The sequence below is a fragment of the Paraburkholderia diazotrophica genome (assembly GCF_038900755.1).
Lineage (GTDB): Bacteria > Pseudomonadota > Gammaproteobacteria > Burkholderiales > Burkholderiaceae > Paraburkholderia > Paraburkholderia diazotrophica_A.
Genome location: NZ_JBBPEN010000007.1, coordinates 106,228 through 126,040 on the forward strand (window position 1 = coordinate 106,228; position 19,813 = coordinate 126,040).

Sequence of the window (19,813 nt, forward strand, 5' to 3'; positions counted from 1 at the left end):
GCGTCTTGCCGAACGCATAACCGGATGCGTTTGATGTGCGCGCCGGGCAGGCTTCTGCGGATAACTTTTCATGGGTTTTGTGGAGTGCTCGAGTTACCCCGTTTACGTCCACATCGATTCCACACGAGTTTCGCGTGCAATTCTTCCGGTTATCCACAGAGCGCCGTGGATAACTTTCGACGGGAATGAACCTCAGCGCGCGGTTCCCTGGCGCAGTGCGCGCAGGAGAAAGCGCGCGGGGTCGAGGGCTTCCGCTAGCTCGCGCTCGACCGGCCAGGGCTCGCCTTCGATCTGCGATGTGATCAGTTCGGCGCCGAGCGACGCCCATATCAGTCCGCGCGAGCCGAACGCGAATGCGCCATAGAGTCCCTGTGTACGCGGCAGATCGAGTGGCCACGCGCCGCGCAGCTTGTCGGCGTCGCGAATGGCCGCCGATTCGTCGGCGAACGCGCCGATCATCGGCAAGCGGTCGCTCGTCACGCAGCGGAACCCGACGCGCCCTTCCAGCGACGCCCGCTTTCCCGTATCGATCGCTTCGCCCATATCGGGCAGCAGGCGCGCGATGCGCTCGATGTTTTCGATGTGCGCGTCGGTCCGCAAGGCGGTGTCGGGATCGTCGATGTCGTAGCTCCCGCCCGTCAGCGTGATGCCGTTGGGTAGCGGCACCGCGTACCCTTCGCCGATCACGGGCATGCGAAGCGCTTTTGCAGCGCTTTCGGATAGCAGCGTCAATTGGCCGCGCACGCTGCGCGTCGGCGCATGACGCAAGCCGGCGACGCGCGCTGCTTCATGCGCATTGGCAAAGATGACGACAGGCGCGCTGGCGATCGGGTCGCCGTCGGGATCGACGACGAGCCACTCGTTGCCCATGCGTTCGACGCGCGCGGCTTCGACATCGAAGCGCCGTTCGAGCAACGCCTGCGACGCATCGCACTGCGCGGCGCACAGCGACGCAGGCGAGATCCAGCCGCCGTGCGGAAACAGCCAGCCGCCTCGCGCAACGCGCATGTTGGCGATGCGCTGCGCATCGTCGGATGAAACGGGTGTCACGTAGTCCTGTGGATAGGCGAACGCGGCAAATGCCTGAGCCATTGCGACCGCTTCGTCTTCGTCGGCGGCGATTTGCAAAAGTCCTTCAGGACCGCGCATCGGACGATGACCGCGCCGCTCCAGCGACGACCAATGCCGCAACGCATAGAGGAAACCGGCGCGTGTGATGCGCGAGCCGACGCTATCGTCGCGCGACATCATCGGATGAAACACGCCGGCGGGATTGCCCGATGCATCGCGGGCGACGGCCGGATGCCGTTCGAGCGACGTCACGCGCCAGCCGCGCGCGGTCAGACGGTCGATCGCGGCGCAACCGGCGAGCCCCGTGCCGATGACGATCGCATGCCGTTCATCGACGGCAAGCGGCAGCGGCGGCTCGTGACGCCGCACGCGGTAGCGCGGCGCAAAGTGGCCGACGAGCATTGCCCGCTTCCATCCGAATCCGTCAATCTTGCGATACTCGAAGCCGGCTTGCTGCAGAGCGCGTTTGACCTCGCCCGCGCTCGTATAAGTGGCGAAGGTCGCATGATCGCCGGCGAGGCGCGCGAGCGACTTGAAGACCGCGGGCGTCCATAGCTCGGGATTTTTGGCGGGCGAAAAGCCGTCCAGATAGAACGCATCGGCGCGCAGCCAGAGCGAGTGCAGCATATGCGCAGCGTCGCCGAAGACGAGCGTGAGCGTCACGCGGCCGTCTTCGAATTCGAGCCGATGCATGCCGGGCACGAGCGTCGGCCACGCATCGGCGAGCTGCCGGGCGAGCGGCGCAATCGATGTATCTGCAACGGCTGGCGCGCTTGCCGCGATCAGATCGGCCGCCGCGAACGGATGCTTTTCGGTCGAGACGAAGTGCAGCCGGTCGCAGCGATCGGGGTCCGCGCGCCATGCGGCCCACGTCGCGAGAAAGTTGATGCCGATCCCGAAACCCGTCTCCAGCACGGTAAAGAGCCGCCGCTTTTGCCAGCGCTCAGGCAGATCGTTGCCCTTGAGAAAGACATGCTCCGCCTGCTCAAGCGCGCCAACCGCGCTGTGATAGATGTCTTCGTAACGCGGGGAATACGGTGTGCCGTTGTCGCGAAAGGCAAGAACGGCGGGAATGAGCGGCTCGGTCATGCGCGTTGAGATGCAGTGCGGAAGAATGAATTCGGGAGGAATCCGGGATAAATCCGGATGCAGGCAAACGTCCTCATGAACGCTGATCGCGACGCTGGAAGCTCGGGCCAACACCCGTTAAACCCCGTCCAGACGCCGCCTGGCGGCCGTCCCAGACCGGCCGAACGTTGGCAAAAACCAACGCTGACGGGGCTTTGAGCGCTGCCAATAGTGTCTATTCGATGCGCTCGAAGTAAAAAAAGCTGCTTTCCATGCTGTATAAGGCGTTGCAGCGTGTAATTCTTCGAAACCCTTATCCAGATTGGGTTTGCGCTGCGCTATCATAGCAAGCGCCGCGAGGGAAGCGGCAGCACGGTGCTCTGCGCGTTGCCTTGCGTGCCGCGGGAGTGCGGGGTATTCCCGAGCCGTCGCTGCTCGACGGCGCGGCGCGCGCACGTATAATCGGCGCGTTCGCGCTGTTCGTGTCAACCTAAACCAGAAAGGAACCTTAATGAACAAACAGGAACTGATCGACGCCGTCGCAGGTCAGACGGGCGCCAGCAAGGCTCAAACCGGCGAAACGCTGGACACGCTGCTTGAAGTTATCAAGAAGGCTGTGGCGAAGGGTGATGCAGTCCAGTTGATCGGCTTCGGCAGCTTCGGTTCGGGCAAGCGCGCAGCACGTACGGGCCGCAACCCGAAGACGGGCGAAACCATCAAGATTCCGGCCGCGAAGACCGTCAAGTTCACGGCTGGCAAGGCGTTCAAGGACGCAGTCAACAAGCGCTAAGCATCAGCGCCTGATTTGTTGACACCCGCCACTGGCGGGTTTTTTTTCGTCCGCGCTTCGCGATGACGGGCGTCAGTCGATCATGTTCAATGATGGTGGTGATCGCCATCGTTATCGTGATGGTGATGATGCGCATGATCGTGATCATGTTCGTGATCGTGGTCGTCGTCTTCGAGATTCCACGCGGGGAACGGGTCCGGCAGTCGCCGCCAGCCTTCCGCGCCCAATGCATATTCGGCGTCCGTCAACAGGCACGCGTCGAACTTTGCCCGCCACTTCGCCGGTTCGATATCGACGCCGATCAGCACCAGCTCCTGGCGACGGTCGCCGATCGTGAAGTCGTCTGCGTCGCCATGCCAGTCCGCCGCGATCTCTTCGAGCAGCTCGTCGTCTCCGTCGGGCCATTCGCTGCGATCCTGCGCGGCCCACCATGTTCCGGCAGGCGCGGGTCGGCATGCGCCGCCCGCCTGCGACAGCGAACCGCCAATGTCGTTGCGCGTCGCAAGCCAGAAGAAGCCCTTGCCGCGCAGCACGCCCTTCCATTCCTCGTGGAGCAGCGCCCATAGACGCTGCGGATGAAACGGCCGCCGCGCGCGATAGACGATGTGTCCGACGCCTCTGCCCCCGCCCGCTTCCTGATGACTGAGCGGATCGTGCAGCAACGCGAGCCAGCCCGCCGCGTTGGACGTCGCGTCGTAATCGAAGCGCGCCGTGCCAATCACTTCGTCGATGGGCGTGTTGCCGTAGCTGCTCGCGATCTGCGCCGCGCGCGGATTGAGCGCGGCGAGGATCGCCTGAAAATGCGCGAGATCGTCGGCGGAAACGAGGTCGGCCTTGTTGATCACGAGTACGTCGCTGAACTCGATCTGCTCGATCAGCACCTCGACGATCGTTCGGTCATCGTGTTCATGGGCGGCGATGCCGCGCTCGGACAGCGCATCCGTCGATGCATAGTCGCGCAGAAAATTGGCTGCATCGACAACCGTCACAGCAGTGTCGACACGCACGCGCGCGCTCAGCGATTCGTCCTCGATGATCGACTCGACGAGATCCATCGGTTCGTCGATACCCGATGCTTCGATTACGACGGCATCGAAGCGATCAGCCGCAGACGCGAGTTCCAGTATCTGTTCGAGCAGATCTTCTCCGGCTTGCACGCAGACGCAGCCGTTCGGCAGTTCGATGCGCGAAGCCGTGGAAGACGCGGGCGCTGCGTTGTCGATATCGACGCGAACGGCGGCGAGATCGGTGACGATCGCCGCTACGCGCGGGCCGTTGCGGGTGGACAGAATCTGATCGACGAGCGCGGTCTTGCCGGCGCCCAGAAAACCGGAAATCACGGTGACGGGCAAAAGCGGCTGGTTCATCGTGGTGCGAAAAACTCGAAGGTGAAAGACAATGCGCCGGTGGGCGTCAGACAGCGGGCTTCGGACTCAGACGGAAGTGGACGCTAACCGGCAGCAGCACGAAGCCGCATTGTGCATCAATTGGCGGGAGATCGACGCGTGTCGTTGTCCGCGGTGACGGACGTGCGTGCGCGACCATTGACGGGAGGCATCAGGTTCCACTTGCGAAGTATCGCAACGATTTGCCTTGCGTACTCGTCGCGCAGCGATGGCGTTTCGGAATGGTATGCGCCGACGGCCGCCCACGTGTTGCCGTACTTGTTCATCTTCTGCCGCAGATGCCATGCAGCGATGTACACGTTCTTGCACGGCTCCATCAACGTACCCTGCGAAATGCCGTACTGCGCAAGCGTGGGCAGATGCACGGAGTTGATCTGCATGACGCCGTAATCGGTGGAGCCGTTGGCGTTCTTGTGCACTGCGGCTGGACGGTTGTGCGATTCCTGCCAGGCGATGGCCCGCAGGATCAGCGGATTGACTTTCTGATAACTGGCGGCCTCGTCAAAGCAGTCCGCGCGCGCAGACCCGGCGCCCAGCAGCGCTGCAAGTCCAACGGCGACGGTGAGTGAGGACGGCTTCATCGGTCAAGATGGCGAACTATGTCGGTGTGCGAACGGAAAAAACGGTAAAGACGACTCGAAACCCTTATCCGGCGGGCCTGCACTCGGGAAAACCCGCTACGCATGTTATGCTCGGATGACTGGATCCGCCCGTATCATACCGGCTGGATATGTCGCGTCAAAGTTGGCCAACCGACATAAGCCAGTAAATGGCGGCCAAAGGGAAACCGTGTGTAACAACGTACGGTCCGAGTCATAAACTTTCAAGAACGTAACGAAGCACGCAATCGGACGATAGTCTGATTGAAATCGTTAGAGGAATCGAACCGGCCTTCCGGTTTTTGTGACATTTCCGACACGAAAAGCTGTTACTGTTCATTGTTTTCGGTTACAGGGAAGCAAGGCGTTTCCGGCATTCGCTGCTGTGGGAACGTCGCGTCAGACCGAGGACGACGTTGTGTCGGCCGGTCGTCCACTGTGCATGATCGTCGGCGGATCACACCGTCGGCTTCGAAATCCTATCCATGAGAAGAAATCGTATGGCATTGCGTCGCGTGGCGACAGCGCTGCTGGTCGCTGGCATGATCACTGCGCACACTGCACACGCACAGGTGACGCTCAATTTCGTCAACGCCGACATCGACCAGGTCGCCAAGGCGATCGGCGCGGCGACGGGCAAGACGATCATCGTCGACCCGCGCGTGAAAGGGCAGCTGAATCTCGTGTCCGAGAACCCTGTCCCCGAAGACCAGGCATTGAAGACCTTGCAGTCCGCGTTGCGGATGCAGGGCTTTTCGCTGGTGCAGGATCACGGCGTGCTAAAGGTGGTGCCCGAAGCCGACGCTAAACTGCAGGGCGTGCCGACCTACGTCGGCAACGCGCCCGCGGCGCGCGGCGATCAGGTCATCACGCAGGTGTTCCAGCTGAAGAACGAATCGGCGAACAACCTGTTGCCCGTGCTGCGCCCGCTCATCTCGCCGAACAACACGGTCGCCGCGTATCCGTCGAACAACACGATCGTCGTCACCGACTACGCGGATAACGTGCGCCGCATCGCGCAGATCATCGCGGGCGTCGATACGGCAGCCGGCCAGCAGGTGCAGGTCGTGCAGCTGAAGAACGCGAACGCGATCGACGTTGCAACGCAGATGTCCAAGATGCTCGACCCCGGTTCGATCGGTAATACGGATGCGACGCTGAAGGTCTCCGTGCAGGCTGATCCGCGCACGAATTCGCTGATGCTGCGCGCGTCGAACGCGGCGCGCCTCGCGGCGGCGAAGTCGCTTGCGAAGCAGCTCGATGCGGCAACGGGCCAGCCCGGCAACATCCACGTCGTGCAACTGCGCAACGCCGATGCCGTGCGGCTTGCGAAGACGCTGCGCGGCATGCTCGGCAAGGGCGGCAACGAATCGACGTCGTCGAGCGGCGGCAATGCTGCCAACTCGTTCAACCAGGGCAACTCGAGCTCGTCGACGGGCACGTCGGGCCAGCCTCCGCTGCCAGGCGGCTCGCTCGGTGGTTCGTCGTCGTCGTCGATGGGCAGCAATCCGCTTGGCGGCGGCAGCAACTATGGCGGCCAGGGCAACAACAACGCGGCGTTTCTTGGCGAAAAGGAAGGCGGCGGCGGCAACGACGAGAACCAGCCCGGCGGCATGATCCAGGCCGACTCGGCGACGAACTCGCTGATCATCACCGCGTCCGACCCCGTCTACCGCAATCTGCGCAGCGTGATCGACCAGCTCGATTCGCGCCGCGCGCAGGTGTATATCGAGGCGCTGATCGTCGAGCTGTCGGCGACGACGAGCGCGAATCTGGGTATCCAGTGGCAGGGCGCGCTGCTGTCGAACGGCGGCAACAACGGTCTGTACGGTAGTTCGAACTTCAATTCGAACGGCAGCCAGGGCATCGTGAACCTGACCGCGCAGGGCGCGATCATCGCGAACAACCCGGCCGCGGCGCTCGCGACGACAGGCACGAGCCTGCTGAACAACGGCCTGAATATCGGCCTGCTGCACCGCTTCGGCAATGTGTTCGGTCTCGGCGGCCTGTTGCAGGCGCTGTCGCAATCGAGCGACGCGAACATCCTGTCGACGCCTAACCTGATCACGCTCGACAACGAGGAAGCAAAGATCGTCGTCGGCTCGAACGTGCCTGTCGTGACGGGTTCGTATGCGACGCCGACCGCGAACGCCGCGACGTCCGTGACCGCGTTCAACACGTTCGACCGGCAGGACGTCGGTATCGTGCTGCACGTGAAGCCGCAGATTACCGATGGCGGCATCATCAAGCTGCAAATCTATTCGGAAGACTCGTCCGTCGATCCGACGTCGACGAACAATCCGGGCGGCGTGACGATCATCAAGCGTTCGGTGCAGTCGACGGTGCTGTCCGACGATGGCGAGATCATCGTGCTCGGCGGCCTGATGCAGGACAACTACTCGAACGGCAATAGCAAGGTGCCGCTGCTCGGCGACATCCCGTGGCTCGGCCAGTTGTTCCGCTCGGAAAACAAGACGCGCACGAAGACCAATGTGATGGTGTTCCTGCGGCCCGTGATCGTGCGAGATCAGGCGACGAGTTCGTCGATTGCGCTGAGCCGTTACGACTATCTGCGCGCGCAGCAGGGCGACTATCAGACGGACAATAACCTGATCCGCGACAAGAACGTGCCGATGCTGCCGCCCGCACCACCGGGACCGAGCGAAGGCGGCGTGCCCGCGCAGAATCTGCTCGACTTCAACAACATGACGCGCCGGCCGCAGGCGCCGAATGGCGCGAGTGACGTGTATGGTCCCAATGGCGCGAATGGTCCGAATGGTGTGAACGGCGCAAACGGTGCTGCAAACGGTGCGAACGCTCTGAACGGCGCAAGTGGTGTGAACAGCATCAACGGCACCAACGGCGCGAATGGTGTAAACAGCGTGAACGGCACGAACACCGCGAACGGCGCCAATGGCACGAACGGAACGCCGGGCACGCCAGGTGCTGCAACCCAAGGCACGATTGCCTCACCCGGAGCAAGACCGTGAGCACGACGCCGCTTTCCGGGCCGCACGCCGCCGCTACGACGGAAGGCGTACGCGAAGCACCGGAAACATCCGCTCAAACAGCGCGCGAAGCGCCCTCGCCGCTCGCCGCGCGGCTCGTGCCGTACGGCTTCGCGAAGAGCGGTCAGATCCTCGTCGCGCATCAGCACGCCGATACGATGGAGGTGTGGATCAGCGAGCGCACGAGTCAGGCCGCGCTCGCCGAAGTCGTGCGCAATTTCGGCGCGGTATCGGTCGTGCGCACGAACGCGGACGAACTCGCGCAGGCGATCAATCAGGCGTACGCGCGCCAGGATGGCAGCGCGGCACAGGTGGTCGGCGAAGTGGAAGGCGAAGTCGATCTGTCGCGTCTGATGCAGGACATTCCCGAAGTGGAAGACCTGCTGGAATCGGAAGACGACGCGCCGATCATCCGCATGATCAACGCGCTGCTCACGCAGGCCGCGCGCGAGCAGGCATCGGATATTCACATCGAGCCGTTCGAGAATGCATCGGTGGTGCGTTTTCGCGTCGACGGCACGCTGCGCGATGTCGTGCGTCCGAAAAAGGCGCTGCACGGCGCGCTGATTTCGCGGATCAAGATCATGGCGCAGCTCGACATCGCCGAGAAGCGTCTGCCGCAGGATGGCCGCATTACGCTGCGCGTCGGTGGACGGCCTGTCGACGTGCGCGTCTCGACACTGCCGACGGGTCACGGCGAGCGCGCGGTGTTGCGTCTGCTGGAAAAAGACGCGCAGCGCCTGAATCTCGAAGCGCTCGGCATGGCGCCCGATACGCTCGCGCAGTTCGACAAGCTGATTTCGCGTCCGCACGGCATCGTGCTCGTCACGGGCCCGACGGGTTCGGGCAAGACGACGACGCTCTACGCGTCGATGTCGCGGCTCGAAACGGCGACGACGAACATCATGACCGTCGAAGACCCGATCGAATACGACCTGTCCGGCATCGGTCAGACGCAGGTGAACGAGCGCATCGGCATGACCTTCGCCCGCGCGCTGCGTTCGATTCTGCGTCAGGACCCGGACATCATCATGATCGGCGAAATCCGCGACCTCGAAACAGCGCAGATCGCGGTGCAGGCGTCGCTGACCGGCCACCTCGTGCTCGCGACGCTGCACACGAACGATGCCGCATCGGCCGTGACGCGTTTGACGGATATGGGCGTCGAGCCGTATCTGCTCGCGTCGTCGCTGCTCGGCGTGCTCGCGCAGCGTCTCGTGCGGCGGCTGTGTCCCGTGTGCAAGGAAGAGCGCGAAGAAGAAGGCGGCCGCAAGGTGTGGCACCCCGTCGGCTGTGACAAGTGCGGGCATTCGGGGTACGCCGGGCGTCGCGGCGTGTATGAACTGCTCAACATCGACGAATCGATCCGCACGCTGGTCCACCGCAATGCCGCCGACGCCGAAATTGCGGAAGCGGGCCGCGCGCAGGGCATGCGCACGTTGCGCGAGGATGGCGAGCGCTGGCTGGCGTCGGGCATGACGTCGCTCGAGGAAGTGATACGCGTGACGGGCGGAGTCTGAGCCCATGCCCGCATTTCGCTTCGAAGCAATCGACGCCGCAGGCAAGGCGCAAAAAGGCGTGCTCGACGCCGACAGCGCACGCGGCGCGCGCACGCAGTTGCGCACGCAAGGGCTCACGCCGCTCGTCGTCGAGCCGGCCGCGACGCGCACGCGCGGCGAGCGCAGCCAGCGGCTGTCGCTTGGGCGCAAGCTCTCGCAGCGCGAACAGGCGATTCTCACGCGGCAACTCGCGAGCCTGCTGATCGCGGGCCTGCCGCTCGACGAAGCGCTCGCCGTGCTGACCGAGCAGTCGGAGCGCGACTACATCCGCGAGCTGATGGCGGCGATTCGCGCCGAAGTGCTCGGCGGCCATTCGCTCGCCAATGCGCTGTCGCAGCATCCGAAGGATTTTCCCGAGATCTATCGCGCGCTCGTCGCGGCCGGTGAACATACGGGCAAGCTGGGTCTCGTGTTGTCGCGCCTCGCCGATTACATCGAGCAGCGCAACGCGCTCAAGCAGAAGATCATCCTCGCGTTCACGTATCCGACCATCGTCACGATCATCGCGTTCGGTATCGTCACGTTTCTGCTGAGCTACGTGGTGCCGCAGGTCGTCAACGTGTTCGCGAGCACGAAGCAGCAGCTGCCGTTCCTCACGATCATGATGATGGCGCTCTCGAGCTTCGTGCGGAACTGGTGGTGGGCCGTGCTGATCGCAGTCGTGGTCGTCGTCTATGTGGTGCGCTCGATACTCGCGCAGCCGGCGCCGCGCCTCGCGTTCGACCGCTGGACGCTGACAGCCCCGCTCTTCGGCAAGCTCGTGCGCGGCTATAACACAGTGCGCTTCGCGAGCACGCTCGGCATCCTGACGGCGGCGGGCGTGCCGATCCTGCGCGCGTTGCAGGCCGCAAGCGAAACGCTCAGCAACCGCGCGATGCGCGGCAACATCGACGATGCGATCGTGCGCGTGCGCGAAGGCACGTCGCTGTCGCGCGCGCTCGGCAACACGAAGACGTTTCCGCCCGTGCTCGTGCACCTGATCCGCTCGGGCGAAGCGACGGGCGACGTCACGACGATGCTCGACCGCGCCGCCGAAGGCGAAGCACGCGAACTCGAACGGCGCACGATGTTCCTGACGAGTCTGCTTGAGCCGTTGCTGATTCTGGCGATGGGTGGCGTGGTGCTGGTGATCGTGCTGGCCGTGATGCTGCCGATCATCGAGCTGAACAACCTGGTGCAGTGACGGCGGGTGTCATTCTCTGCATCGCACCAGCGCCGCAGAGAACGAATTCAGCGCACGTAAATCGTCGGACCGGGCGCGTTCGCAGGCAGGAACACTTCGGTGCGCGCGCCGTTGCGATCGATGACGATCGAGCGCGCGCGCACTTCGGCGAGCTTCGCGCCCTGCATGATCGTGCTGCCGAGCGAGACGGCATGCGGCGGCTCGCCGCCCGTGCTGATGATCGCCGCGGCGCCCTCGCCCAGCGCGAGAATGCCGGACAGGTGAATGTCCTGATTCGCGGTGCGCGTGAGCTGGCCGCCGAACAGCGTCGCCGCCTGCTCCGTCGAAACGGGCGCGCGCACGGCGGCCGCGGGCACGGGCGGCGCATGCGACGTGAGCGTGACGACCCAGTAGGTGAGCGTCGCGCAGAACACCGCGAACAGCGCGAGCGATATGAGGCGGATCTGGAGTGCGTTCATGCGTGTCATTGTACGGACTCTCGCGAATGTTGCGGCGTGTCGAAGGCGTTCAGCAGCGTGACATTAAAATGACCGGCCGGACGTGCAAGGTACTGCATTCTCGATGTATCGCATGACATGCATGACATCCGGTCGACCGATAATTTTTCCAAAGAGGTAGCAAGCTATGCAAATGTGGACCAGTCGCCACAACGAGATCGCGAACATGCATGCGAACCCGCGTGCGCGTCGTCAACGCGGGTTCACGCTGATCGAGATCATGGTCGTGATTGCGATCCTCGGCATTCTGGCCGCGCTGATCGTGCCGAAGATCATGAGCCGTCCGGACGAAGCGCGTCGCGTGGCCGCGAAGCAGGACATCGGCACCATCATGCAGTCGCTCAAGCTGTACCGGCTCGACAACGGCCGCTATCCGACGCAGGAGCAGGGCCTGCGCGCGCTGATCGAAAAGCCGACCACCGACCCGATCCCGAACAACTGGAAGGACGGCGGCTATCTCGAGCGCCTGCCGAACGATCCGTGGGGCAATACGTACCAGTACCTGAATCCGGGCGTGCACGGCGAGGTCGATGTGTTCAGCTACGGCGCGGATGGCAAGCCAGGCGGCGAAGGCAATGATGCCGATGTCGGCTCGTGGCAGTAGGTGTCGTTTGTTTCCCTGATATTGACGTTGATCGTTACCGGCACCATGCGACCGTCCGACTGCACGCTTCACGCATCGTCATCACGTGCGGCTAGCACGCGCGCTGAATGCGCCGACGGCACGCGCGCGCATGCATTGGGCGCCATCGCTCGCGGCCATGCGTCGCGCGCCATTTCGCACGGGCGGCAGCGCGGGTTTACGCTGCTCGAAATGCTCGTCGTGCTGGTGATCGCGGGGCTGCTCGTATCGCTCGCGGCGCTGACGATGACCCGCAATCCGCGCACCGATCTGAACGAAGAGGCGCAGCGTCTGGCGCTGCTGTTTGAATCGGCGGGTGACGAGGCGCAGGTGCGCGCGCGGCCGATTGCGTGGCTGCCCGTCGAAGGCGGTTTTCGTTTCGACATCCACACGAACGACGGCTGGCGTCCGCTGCGCGACGACGATTTGCTCGGGCCGCGCCAATGGGAAGGCGGCGTGACGGGCGTGGCGATCGACTATCCGGGTTCCGACACCCATTCGGAGCGCATCGTATTCGGCACCGAGAGCATCGATACGCCCGTGCAGGTCACGCTGTTTTCCCCCGTCGGCCGCGCGACGATCGTCGGCACCGGCAACGGCCGTTACGAGGTGCGCTGATGATGCGCGCGCTTCGTGTGCGCCGTTCGCGCGGCGCTGTGAATAACGCCTTGGTGGAAGGCTTCACGATGATCGAAGTGCTGGTCGCGCTGGCGATCATCGCGGTGGCGCTGGCGGCATCGCTGCGCGCAGTCGGCAGTCTCGCGACGGGCGAAGCGGACCTGCACCGGCGTCTGCTGGCCGGCTGGAGCGCGGACAACGCGCTCGCGCAGTTGCATCTGGCGCATACGTGGCCCGATGTCGGCACGCAGAGCTTCGACTGCTCGCAGGGCAACCTGCAACTGATCTGCACGGAACGCGTGAGCGCGACGCCGAACCCGATATTCAGGCGCGTCGAGCTTTCGGTGACGACGCCCGGACATCCCGGCAATCTCGCACAGCTGGTCACGGTGATCGGGAATGAAACGAACCGTTCGCTCTAAATCCGGCGTCGCGCGTGTGCGCCGTTCGCCGCTGCTTGCCAAGACGGTCGGCGGCTTCACGCTGATCGAACTGCTCGTCGCGATTGCGATTCTCGCGGTGATCGCGGTGCTGTCGTGGCGCGGACTCGACCAGATCATCCGCGGACGGCAGACGATCACCAACGCGATGGAAGACGAGCGCGTGTTCGCGCAGTTGTTCGACCAGATGCGCATCGATGCGCGCAACGCCGCATCGGACGACGAAGCCGGCGAGCCGGCCGTCGCCGTGAACGGCAATGCGCTGCAGATCGTGCGCTACATGCACACGCCGGGCACGGCGCCGCGGCTCGTGGTCGTGCGCTACCGGATCACCAGCGGACGCATCGTCCGCTATGCGTCGCCGCCGCTGTCGAATATCGGCGAGGTGCGTCGCGCGCTGGGCGGCGGCGAGAATGAAAACTGGAGTTCCGTGCCGCTGATGGGCGGCGTCGGCGCGATTACGGCCAGGCTGTATGTGCCGAAAGTCGGCTGGACGATGCAGATGAAAGACGTGCAGTCGGCGATCACCGAGAACGACAATAATCTCAAGGTTCCGCAGTTGGGCAATGCGCCGTTGCCCCGCTCCGTGACGGGACTCGAGGTGAGTGTCGGGGCCAGTTCGCTGGCGCGGCCTGTCGTCCGGGTTTTTCTTGTAGGGGAGTGATATGCGTGCTCGCCGTGTCGTCTTGCCCTCTCGTCAACGCAGCGGCCAGCGGGGCGCGGCTATCATCAGCGCGCTGCTGGTTGTCGCGCTGTCGGCGATTCTCGTCGCCGGCATGCTGTGGCGGCAGCAGGTGCAGATCCGGCGAATCGAAAACCAGCGGCTGCTCGCGCAGGCGCAATGGGTGTCGCGTGGCGCGCTCGACTGGACGCGCCTCATTCTGCGCTCCGAAGGCGATACGTCGGCGGGCATCACATACCTCGGCGGCGTGTGGGGCGTGCCGATTGCGCGCACGCGCCTGTCCGACTTCCTCGGGCAGATCGGCGAGGTGCGCGCGCAGGAAGGCGCGGCTACGTACGTCTCCGGCTCGATCGAGGACGCGCAGGCCAAATTCAATCTGCGCAATCTCGTGTCGACGGCGGTGCCCGGCGCGCTCACGCTGAACATCCAGCAGGTCCAGGCGTTCCAGCGGCTGCTGCAACTGCTCGGCATCAACGGCCAGCTCGCGAAGACCACGGCGCTCCAGTTGCGCGCCGGGCTGCGGATGTCGGCGACGCGGTTCCAGACGCCGACCAATCCGCTGACGGGCGCCTCGCAACAGAGCCCGCAGACGGCGCTTCAGGGCGGCGCGGTCGGCGGCGGCAACTACACCGATCAGCCCGGCCTCGAAGATACCGACGAGAACGCGCCCGTCGCGCCGATCCAGATGACGGGCGTCGACTCGCTGCTCGACGTGCCGGGATTCACGCCCGACATGATCGCGCGGCTGCGCCCGTTCGTGACCGTGCTGCCGACGGCCACGGCCGTCAACATGAATACGGCGCCCGCAGAAGTGATCGCGGCCATCGTGCCGGGAATGAATCTGTCGACCGCGCAGGCTCTGGTCGCGCGGCGCGAGACCGTATTCTTTCGCAACGTCGGCGATGTGCAGCTTGCGCTGCGGGGCTCGGGCGCGCAGCAACTGGTGTTCGATCCGAACCAGATGGACGTGAATACCAGCTACTTCCTCGTCCACGGCCGCGTCGAGCACGAGCGGGCCGAGGTCGACCGCACTACCCTCATCTACCGCGACGCGCTTACGCACACGACGCGTATCGTATGGGGACGAGACCAGCTATGAACATTGCAATTTTCCGAGAGAGTGGCCTTTGAGCACGCTGATCGTTCTTTTGCCGCCGCGTGATCCGGCGGTGCCGTCGCAGGAATGGCAACTGCCCGACCTGCCGTTCCTGCTGCTGGACAAGTCGGGCCGCATCCAGCGCGCTGGCCGCACGGCGCCGGGGCTGCTGCCGCGCGCGTCGTCGACCGTGCTGATGATCAGCGCGCGCGACTGCCTGATGCTCGCCGCCACGGTCCCGCCGCTGAAGGGCCCGCGCCTGCGTCAGGCGTTGCCCAACGTCGTCGAGGACCAATTGATCCAGGACCCGCAGACCACGCATATCGCAATCGACCCGCAGGCGCTCGACGGCAATCGCCACGTGCTCGCGATCGTCGATCGCGGCTGGTTCCGCTTTATCGTCGAAGGCTTTATGGCGGCGGGCCATCGCAATGTGAAGGCTGTGCCCGTCGCGCGCTGTCTGCCACAGCCTGCCGCGGCGACGGCCGCTGCGCCCGCGCCGGAAGCGCATGCGGAACGAGCCGTCGCGGCGGGCGCCGACGGCGCTGATTCGCCGCCTACGCGTGAGGAAGCTGTGTCAGAGGACATGACGCCCGTCGTCGCGGCGGTGCTGGGCAACGTGGTGTCGTCGACGGCCGTGGTGCTCGGCGAGGAAGCCATCGTCGATGCGGCGCCGCCGCGCGTCGAACTTGCGCTCACGCGCGGCGCACTCGGCGAAGGGCTCGCCGTGCCCGAACCGGCCGTCAACGCGACGGTCGCGGCGCTCGCCGGCAACGCGCCCGTCACGCTCTACACGCTCGTCGACCTGCCCGGCAGCGAGCCGCGCCTGTCGTCGACCTCGCAGCCCGGACGCGGCTCGCCCATCACGGGCGCGCTGCCCTTGTCGTTCGAGATGCTCGCGCGCAACGCGATCCAATGCCGTTTCGATCTCTGCCAGTTCGAGTTTGCGGTGCAGCCGTGGCGGCTCGATCGCGCGACGCTGCGCCGTCTGCGCCTGCCGCTGTGGCTGCTGGCAGGGACCGTGCTCGTCGCGATCATCGGCGCGAATGTGCAGTGGCTGATGCTCTCGCGCCAGCGCGACGCGATCAACGCGCAGATGGCGGAACTGCTGCTCAACACATTTCCGAAGACGACGGTCGTGCTCGACGCGCCGGACCAGATGGCGCGCCAGTTGCAGCAGTTGCGGGTGGCGGCGGGCGAGCTGTCGCCGGATGATTTCCTCTCGCTCGCGGACGGCCTCGCGCGCTCGCTCGGGCCCGTGCCTGTCAACGGGCTTGCCGCGCTCGAGTATCACGACCGGCGGCTCGAAGTGACGTTCAAGCCCGAAGTGAAAGTCGATGCCGACTTCCCGCAGCGTCTGATGCGCAATGGCCTGAACGGCGCGATCGACAGCAACACCGGCAAGTGGACCATCAGGAACGGACAATGAAAGCTGAACTCTTGAACGCGTGGGCCGGTTTCTGGGAAGGACGCACGGCGCGCGAGAAGGCGCTGCTGACCTGGGGCAGCGCGGTGCTGGCCGTCGTGATCGTGTGGTCGGTGCTGTGGGCGCCCGCGCAGGAAGGCCGCGCGCGGCTGCGCGAATCGATTCCGGGCCTGCAGCGCCAGCTCTCGCAGATGATGGCGCAGGCGAACGAGGCGCGCACGCTGTCGGCGTCGGCCCAAGGCGCTGCGCCGACGGGCGGCGCGCTCAAGGATGCGCTGACGGCCTCGCTGAACGATCACGGTCTCGCGCCGACGCAGGTGCAGGTGCTCGGCAACGCGGTGCAGATCCAGTTGAAGAACGCGTCGTTTCCGGCATGGACGCAATGGCTTGACGACGCGCGCCGGCAGTTCAAGGTGCAGGTGTCCGAAGCGCACGTGACGGGGTTGAAGGCGGACGGCCAGGTGGACCTGACGGCGTCGCTGCAACCCGCGACCATCAAATGACGGCGCTGCCACGGGACCACGCATGAACGTCTGGATGCGGCGATTGCGCGTCGCGCTGCCCTGGATCGTCGTCGCGTTTATCGCGAATCTGGTTGTGCTGGTGGTGATGGCGCCTGCCGCGTGGATCACGCCGCAGTTCTCGAAGGCCACGCAAGGGCATGTGAATCTCATCGATCCGTCGGGGTCGTTGTGGCATGGCTCGGCTTCGCTGATGCTCGCAGCCGGGCCCGGCGCGGAAGCGGCGACGCTGCTGCCGGGGCGCATCGAATGGCATACGTCGTTCTGGCCACTCTTCACCGGCCGCGTGCGCATGCAGATGCGGCAAAGCGAAGCGATGCCCGATCCTGTCACTGTCGACGCGACGCTGCGCAGCGCGACGCTTTCGGGCGGCACGATCGCCGTGCCGGCCTCGCTGCTAGCGGGCCTCGGCGCGCCGTTCAACACGCTCGATCTGCAAGGCGACGTGCGTCTCACGTGGACCGACTGGCGCAGCTTCAACCGGCAGGCGTACGGCCAGCTGATCATCACGCTCAACGACATGAGTTCGCGCGTCTCGCGGGTGAAGCCGCTCGGGTCGTATCGCGTGGTGTTTCAGGCACAAGGCGCGGCGGGTACGCTCGACCTGACGACGTCGAAGGGACCGCTGCTGCTCACGGGCCATGGCACGTTGAGCGAAGCGTCGACGTCGTTCAACGGCCAGGCGAGCGCGACGCCCGATGCCGCCGACAATCTCGCCGGATTGCTGAATGTGCTCGGGCGCCCGACGGGGCCCGGACAGGTTGCGCTGACTTTCAACCACTGACCTTCGCAAGGGTCATAGCGGGTCACGGACGATCACAAACACAACGGCCGCCATGTTTGCGCATGGCGGCCGTTTGCGTTGCATTTGGGTCGTGCGTGAGTGAGGCGTCGGTTGACGTTCAACCGGCTGCGGCCGCTTTGGCAACAGGCGTGGCGGGCGCAGCGGGTGCTGCCGGCGTCGATGCCGGCGCGGGTGCAGCGACGCCGCCCGTCTCGCGGTCCATCTGCGATGCATCCCAGCCGCCGCCCAGCGCCTTGACGAGACCCACCGACGACACCATCCGCTGGCCCCCGATACTCGCGAGCTTCTGCTCGGCCGTGAACGCGGTGGTTTGCGCGCTTAGCACGTTCAGATAGTCGACGGTGCCAGACTTGTACTGGTTCGTGACGATGTCGAGCGCCTGTTGCGCGGACTGCACGGCTGCCTGCTGAACCGTGATTTCCCGCTCGAGGATACGCAGCGACGCGAGGTTGTCCTCGACGTCCTGGAAGGCCGTCAGCACCGTCAGCCGATACGTGGCGACGTCCTGGTCATACGCGGCGCGCGCCGCTTGCGTTTGGGCGCTGCGCAGGCCTGCGTCGAAAATCGTCGCCGCCAGTTGCGGGCCGAGCGTCCAGAAGCGCGACGGCGCCATCAGCAGTTGCGAGAACACCGAGCTTTCGAAGCCGCCGCTCGCGGATAGCGTCAGCGTCGGGAAGAACGCGGAAATTGCGACGCCGATCTGCTCGTTCGCCGCCGCGGCCTTGCGTTCGGCCGACGCGATATCCGGCCGCCGTTCGAGCAGCGCGGACGGCAACTGCGCGGGCACGGCGGGCGGCACGGCATCGAGGGGCGCGGGCGGCAGCGCAAAGGTCGAAGCCGGTTCGCCGACCAGCACGGCGATCGCATGCTCGTTCTGCGCGCGCGCGACGCCGTTGTCGATGGCCGCCGCTTGCGCCGATTGCAGCTGCGTTTGCGCCTGAATTACGTCCGAGCGCGCGGCGACGCCTTGCGCATAGCGGTTCTGCGTGAGCGTGAGCGAGCGTTGGTAAGCCGCGACCGTGTCGTCGAGCAGCTTTTGCTGCGCGTCGAGCGAACGGATGTTGAAGTAGGTTTGCGCGAGCGTGGCCTGCGCGGACAGGCGCGCATTCGCCAGATCGGCGGCCGCGCTTTGCTGGCCGGCCTTTTGTGCGGCGACTGTGCGGCTGACCTTGCCCCACAGGTCCGGTTCCCAGGTCGCGTCGAGCGACAGGTTGTAGCTGTTGCTGATCGTGCCCGAACTGCTCAGCGATGAAGTCGTACCACCGCCCCCGCCCGTCACGGAGCCGCTAAAGTTGCGGCTCGGCGAGCGCGAACGCGTCGCGTCGCCCGACGCGCTGATCACGGGGAAATACGCGGCGCGTGCTTCGCCGACGAGCGCGCGCGCCTGCCTGTATGCGGCGGCGAATTGCGCGATGCTCTGGTTCGACGCGTCGAGCTTGTCTTCGAGCGCGTTCAGCTGCGGATCGTTGTAGATGCTCCACCAGGTGCCACGGTCTTGCTGGTCGGCGGGCTGCGCGACTTTCCAGCCGTCGGCGGCTTCCTTGTACGAAGCCGGAACGTCGACGGACGGCCGTTTGTAGTCGGGACCGACGGCGCAGCCGGCAAGCGCGACCGTCAGCGCGGCGGCGGCGACGGCCACGCTCAGCACGCGTGGCCGCGCGACGTTCCCGACTGCGGCGCGGGCGCGCGAAGTTCGATCAAACTGCATGCAAATGAATTCCTGTCGATTCGGATGGCGCAACGCGCCGACGCTGTCGCCGAGCGGCCGCCCGCGCGACAACCGGCACGTCTGCGCGATGGCTCGAATGGTAGCTTACGCGGCGCCTGCGACGAAAACAGAAGAGTAATGCGGCACGCGCTTAACGTGTGTTACCGACGGTGAGCCGACGGTTACGCGCCGTTACGGGACGGTGCGCCGGGGCGTGGCGACGAATCGAAGGCCGCCTGTTGCGGCGGCCCTGGCGGAGGAACAGCAGATTCTTTAGACGCGCGGATCGGCCGTCGTCTGCCGCGCCTGTTTGCCTGCGGCGGCGCGGCACGGCGGCGCATCGGGACGCGCCTGGCAGATTGTTGCTGCGGGCGCGATCGTCTGACGGTTTCCCGCAGAACGGGCTTTGAGCGGAGCGGCCAGCAGCGCGACGGATCTGACGGCCTGCGCAGCTTGCGTTCTGGCCTTGCGCGAGCGCCTGCGTTCGATCCACGCGAAGAGCAATACCCCAAGAGACCCACCCGGCAGGACGAAGATCACCGCATACAGGGCCACTTTCCACCAGCCGTTGGCCCCTTGAAGTGTTTGTAGCGCGGACTCGGTCAATGAGCGGCTCCAGCCGCCGAGGGTGTTTTTCAGGTACAGCATCGCGGGAATCCTCTGTGCGCCGGCAAAGGAAGGCGCACGCAAGTGCGGTCAGAACATGGTCTCCGA

Annotated in this window: 17 protein-coding genes and 1 pseudogene; 12 read left to right on the forward strand and 6 right to left on the reverse strand. The window is 65.1% G+C overall.

The window, feature by feature from the left end; all coding sequences use genetic code 11:
• Nucleotides 1-192 precede the first annotated feature (192 nt).
• Nucleotides 193-2,160, reverse strand: coding sequence for a bifunctional tRNA (5-methylaminomethyl-2-thiouridine)(34)-methyltransferase MnmD/FAD-dependent 5-carboxymethylaminomethyl-2-thiouridine(34) oxidoreductase MnmC (mnmC, locus tag AABE10_RS21960; RefSeq protein WP_342935357.1), 1,968 nt, complete (start codon nt 2,158-2,160; stop codon nt 193-195).
• A gap of 490 nt (nt 2,161-2,650) precedes the next feature.
• Here mnmC and AABE10_RS21965 point away from each other — a divergent pair, with 490 nt between their 5' ends.
• Nucleotides 2,651-2,929: an HU family DNA-binding protein gene (locus AABE10_RS21965; RefSeq protein ID WP_007581741.1), complete on the forward strand. Its 279-nt coding sequence runs from the start codon at nt 2,651-2,653 to the stop codon at nt 2,927-2,929.
• A gap of 86 nt (nt 2,930-3,015) precedes the next feature.
• Here the strand turns inward: AABE10_RS21965 and AABE10_RS21970 are convergent, their stop codons facing one another.
• Both AABE10_RS21970 and AABE10_RS21975 read right to left on the reverse strand, forming a co-directional pair.
• Nucleotides 3,016-4,296, reverse strand: a complete 1,281-nt coding sequence (locus tag AABE10_RS21970) for a GTP-binding protein (RefSeq protein ID WP_342935358.1) — start codon at nt 4,294-4,296, stop codon at nt 3,016-3,018.
• A gap of 185 nt (nt 4,297-4,481) precedes the next feature.
• Nucleotides 4,482-4,916: pseudogene (locus AABE10_RS21975) on the reverse strand (lytic transglycosylase domain-containing protein); the annotation flags it as partial.
• A gap of 503 nt (nt 4,917-5,419) precedes the next feature.
• Here AABE10_RS21975 and gspD point away from each other — a divergent pair.
• The 3 genes from gspD to gspF are packed head-to-tail and all read left to right on the forward strand — an operon-like array spanning nt 5,420 to nt 10,684.
• Complete coding sequence (gspD, locus tag AABE10_RS21980; RefSeq protein WP_342935359.1) at nt 5,420-7,924, forward strand: type II secretion system secretin GspD; 2,505 nt, start codon at nt 5,420-5,422, stop codon at nt 7,922-7,924.
• Entirely contained in the window at nt 7,921-9,462 is a 1,542-nt protein-coding gene (gspE, locus tag AABE10_RS21985) for a type II secretion system ATPase GspE (RefSeq protein ID WP_342935360.1), read from the forward strand. Before gspD ends, gspE begins: the two co-directional genes overlap by 4 nt.
• 4 nt (nt 9,463-9,466) lie before the next feature.
• Nucleotides 9,467-10,684, forward strand: a complete 1,218-nt coding sequence (gene gspF, locus AABE10_RS21990; RefSeq protein WP_342935361.1) for a type II secretion system inner membrane protein GspF — start codon at nt 9,467-9,469, stop codon at nt 10,682-10,684.
• Between the two features lie 47 nt (nt 10,685-10,731).
• On the opposite strand, the gene AABE10_RS21995 is transcribed toward gspF, so the two are convergent.
• The gene (locus AABE10_RS21995) at nt 10,732-11,142 is read right to left on the reverse strand and encodes a type II secretion system protein N (protein WP_342935362.1); all 411 of its coding nucleotides are present in this window, start codon (nt 11,140-11,142) and stop codon (nt 10,732-10,734) included.
• A gap of 166 nt (nt 11,143-11,308) precedes the next feature.
• Between AABE10_RS21995 and gspG the strand changes: the two genes are divergently transcribed.
• The 8 genes from gspG to AABE10_RS22035 are packed head-to-tail and all read left to right on the forward strand — an operon-like array spanning nt 11,309 to nt 17,370.
• Entirely contained in the window at nt 11,309-11,785 is a 477-nt protein-coding gene (gspG, locus tag AABE10_RS22000) for a type II secretion system major pseudopilin GspG (protein ID WP_342935363.1), read from the forward strand.
• Nucleotides 11,786-11,830: 45 nt separating this feature from the next.
• Nucleotides 11,831-12,421, forward strand: a complete 591-nt coding sequence (locus AABE10_RS22005) for a GspH/FimT family pseudopilin (protein WP_428983370.1) — start codon at nt 11,831-11,833, stop codon at nt 12,419-12,421.
• The gene (gene gspI, locus AABE10_RS22010) at nt 12,421-12,843 is read left to right on the forward strand and encodes a type II secretion system minor pseudopilin GspI (protein ID WP_342935365.1); all 423 of its coding nucleotides are present in this window, start codon (nt 12,421-12,423) and stop codon (nt 12,841-12,843) included. The genes AABE10_RS22005 and gspI overlap by 1 nt, the downstream gene beginning before the upstream one ends.
• Nucleotides 12,821-13,525, forward strand: a complete 705-nt coding sequence (locus AABE10_RS22015; protein ID WP_342935366.1) for a PulJ/GspJ family protein — start codon at nt 12,821-12,823, stop codon at nt 13,523-13,525. Before gspI ends, AABE10_RS22015 begins: the two co-directional genes overlap by 23 nt.
• Before the next feature lies 1 nt (nt 13,526).
• Complete coding sequence (gspK, locus tag AABE10_RS22020) at nt 13,527-14,642, forward strand: type II secretion system minor pseudopilin GspK (protein ID WP_342935367.1); 1,116 nt, start codon at nt 13,527-13,529, stop codon at nt 14,640-14,642.
• A 28-nt stretch (nt 14,643-14,670) separates the two neighbouring features.
• The gene (gene gspL / locus AABE10_RS22025; RefSeq protein WP_342935368.1) at nt 14,671-16,068 is read left to right on the forward strand and encodes a type II secretion system protein GspL; all 1,398 of its coding nucleotides are present in this window, start codon (nt 14,671-14,673) and stop codon (nt 16,066-16,068) included.
• Nucleotides 16,065-16,568: a type II secretion system protein M gene (locus tag AABE10_RS22030; RefSeq protein WP_342935369.1), complete on the forward strand. Its 504-nt coding sequence runs from the start codon at nt 16,065-16,067 to the stop codon at nt 16,566-16,568. Before gspL ends, AABE10_RS22030 begins: the two co-directional genes overlap by 4 nt.
• Before the next feature lie 22 nt (nt 16,569-16,590).
• Nucleotides 16,591-17,370 (forward strand): type II secretion system protein N, encoded by a 780-nt coding sequence (locus AABE10_RS22035; RefSeq protein WP_342935370.1) that lies wholly within the window; start codon nt 16,591-16,593, stop codon nt 17,368-17,370.
• Nucleotides 17,371-17,488: 118 nt separating this feature from the next.
• Here the strand turns inward: AABE10_RS22035 and AABE10_RS22040 are convergent, their stop codons facing one another.
• Nucleotides 17,489-19,099 carry an efflux transporter outer membrane subunit gene (locus tag AABE10_RS22040; protein ID WP_342935371.1) on the reverse strand — a complete coding sequence of 537 codons (1,611 nt, stop codon included), beginning with the start codon at nt 19,097-19,099 and terminating at the stop codon, nt 17,489-17,491.
• Between the two features lie 273 nt (nt 19,100-19,372).
• The gene (locus AABE10_RS22045) at nt 19,373-19,747 is read right to left on the reverse strand and encodes a hypothetical protein (protein ID WP_342935372.1); all 375 of its coding nucleotides are present in this window, start codon (nt 19,745-19,747) and stop codon (nt 19,373-19,375) included.
• Between the last annotated feature and the right edge of the window lie 66 nt (nt 19,748-19,813).

Excerpts from the sequence above, each read along its gene's own strand:
- mnmC (WP_342935357.1), bottom strand. The coding sequence starts at position 2,160 with ATGACCGAGCCGCTCATTCCCGCCGTTCTTGCCTTTCGCGACAACGGC.
- AABE10_RS21965 (WP_007581741.1), top strand. The coding sequence starts at position 2,651 with ATGAACAAACAGGAACTGATCGACGCCGTCGCAGGTCAGACGGGCGCC.
- AABE10_RS21970 (WP_342935358.1), bottom strand. The coding sequence starts at position 4,296 with ATGAACCAGCCGCTTTTGCCCGTCACCGTGATTTCCGGTTTTCTGGGC.
- gspD (WP_342935359.1), top strand. The coding sequence starts at position 5,420 with ATGAGAAGAAATCGTATGGCATTGCGTCGCGTGGCGACAGCGCTGCTG.
- gspF (WP_342935361.1), top strand. The coding sequence starts at position 9,467 with ATGCCCGCATTTCGCTTCGAAGCAATCGACGCCGCAGGCAAGGCGCAA.
- AABE10_RS21995 (WP_342935362.1), bottom strand. The coding sequence starts at position 11,142 with ATGAACGCACTCCAGATCCGCCTCATATCGCTCGCGCTGTTCGCGGTG.
- gspG (WP_342935363.1), top strand. The coding sequence starts at position 11,309 with ATGCAAATGTGGACCAGTCGCCACAACGAGATCGCGAACATGCATGCG.
- AABE10_RS22005 (WP_428983370.1), top strand. The coding sequence starts at position 11,831 with ATGCGACCGTCCGACTGCACGCTTCACGCATCGTCATCACGTGCGGCT.
- gspI (WP_342935365.1), top strand. The coding sequence starts at position 12,421 with ATGATGCGCGCGCTTCGTGTGCGCCGTTCGCGCGGCGCTGTGAATAAC.
- AABE10_RS22015 (WP_342935366.1), top strand. The coding sequence starts at position 12,821 with ATGAAACGAACCGTTCGCTCTAAATCCGGCGTCGCGCGTGTGCGCCGT.
- gspK (WP_342935367.1), top strand. The coding sequence starts at position 13,527 with ATGCGTGCTCGCCGTGTCGTCTTGCCCTCTCGTCAACGCAGCGGCCAG.
- AABE10_RS22030 (WP_342935369.1), top strand. The coding sequence starts at position 16,065 with ATGAAAGCTGAACTCTTGAACGCGTGGGCCGGTTTCTGGGAAGGACGC.
- AABE10_RS22035 (WP_342935370.1), top strand. The coding sequence starts at position 16,591 with ATGAACGTCTGGATGCGGCGATTGCGCGTCGCGCTGCCCTGGATCGTC.
- AABE10_RS22040 (WP_342935371.1), bottom strand. The coding sequence starts at position 19,099 with ATGCAGTTTGATCGAACTTCGCGCGCCCGCGCCGCAGTCGGGAACGTC.
- AABE10_RS22045 (WP_342935372.1), bottom strand. The coding sequence starts at position 19,747 with ATGCTGTACCTGAAAAACACCCTCGGCGGCTGGAGCCGCTCATTGACC.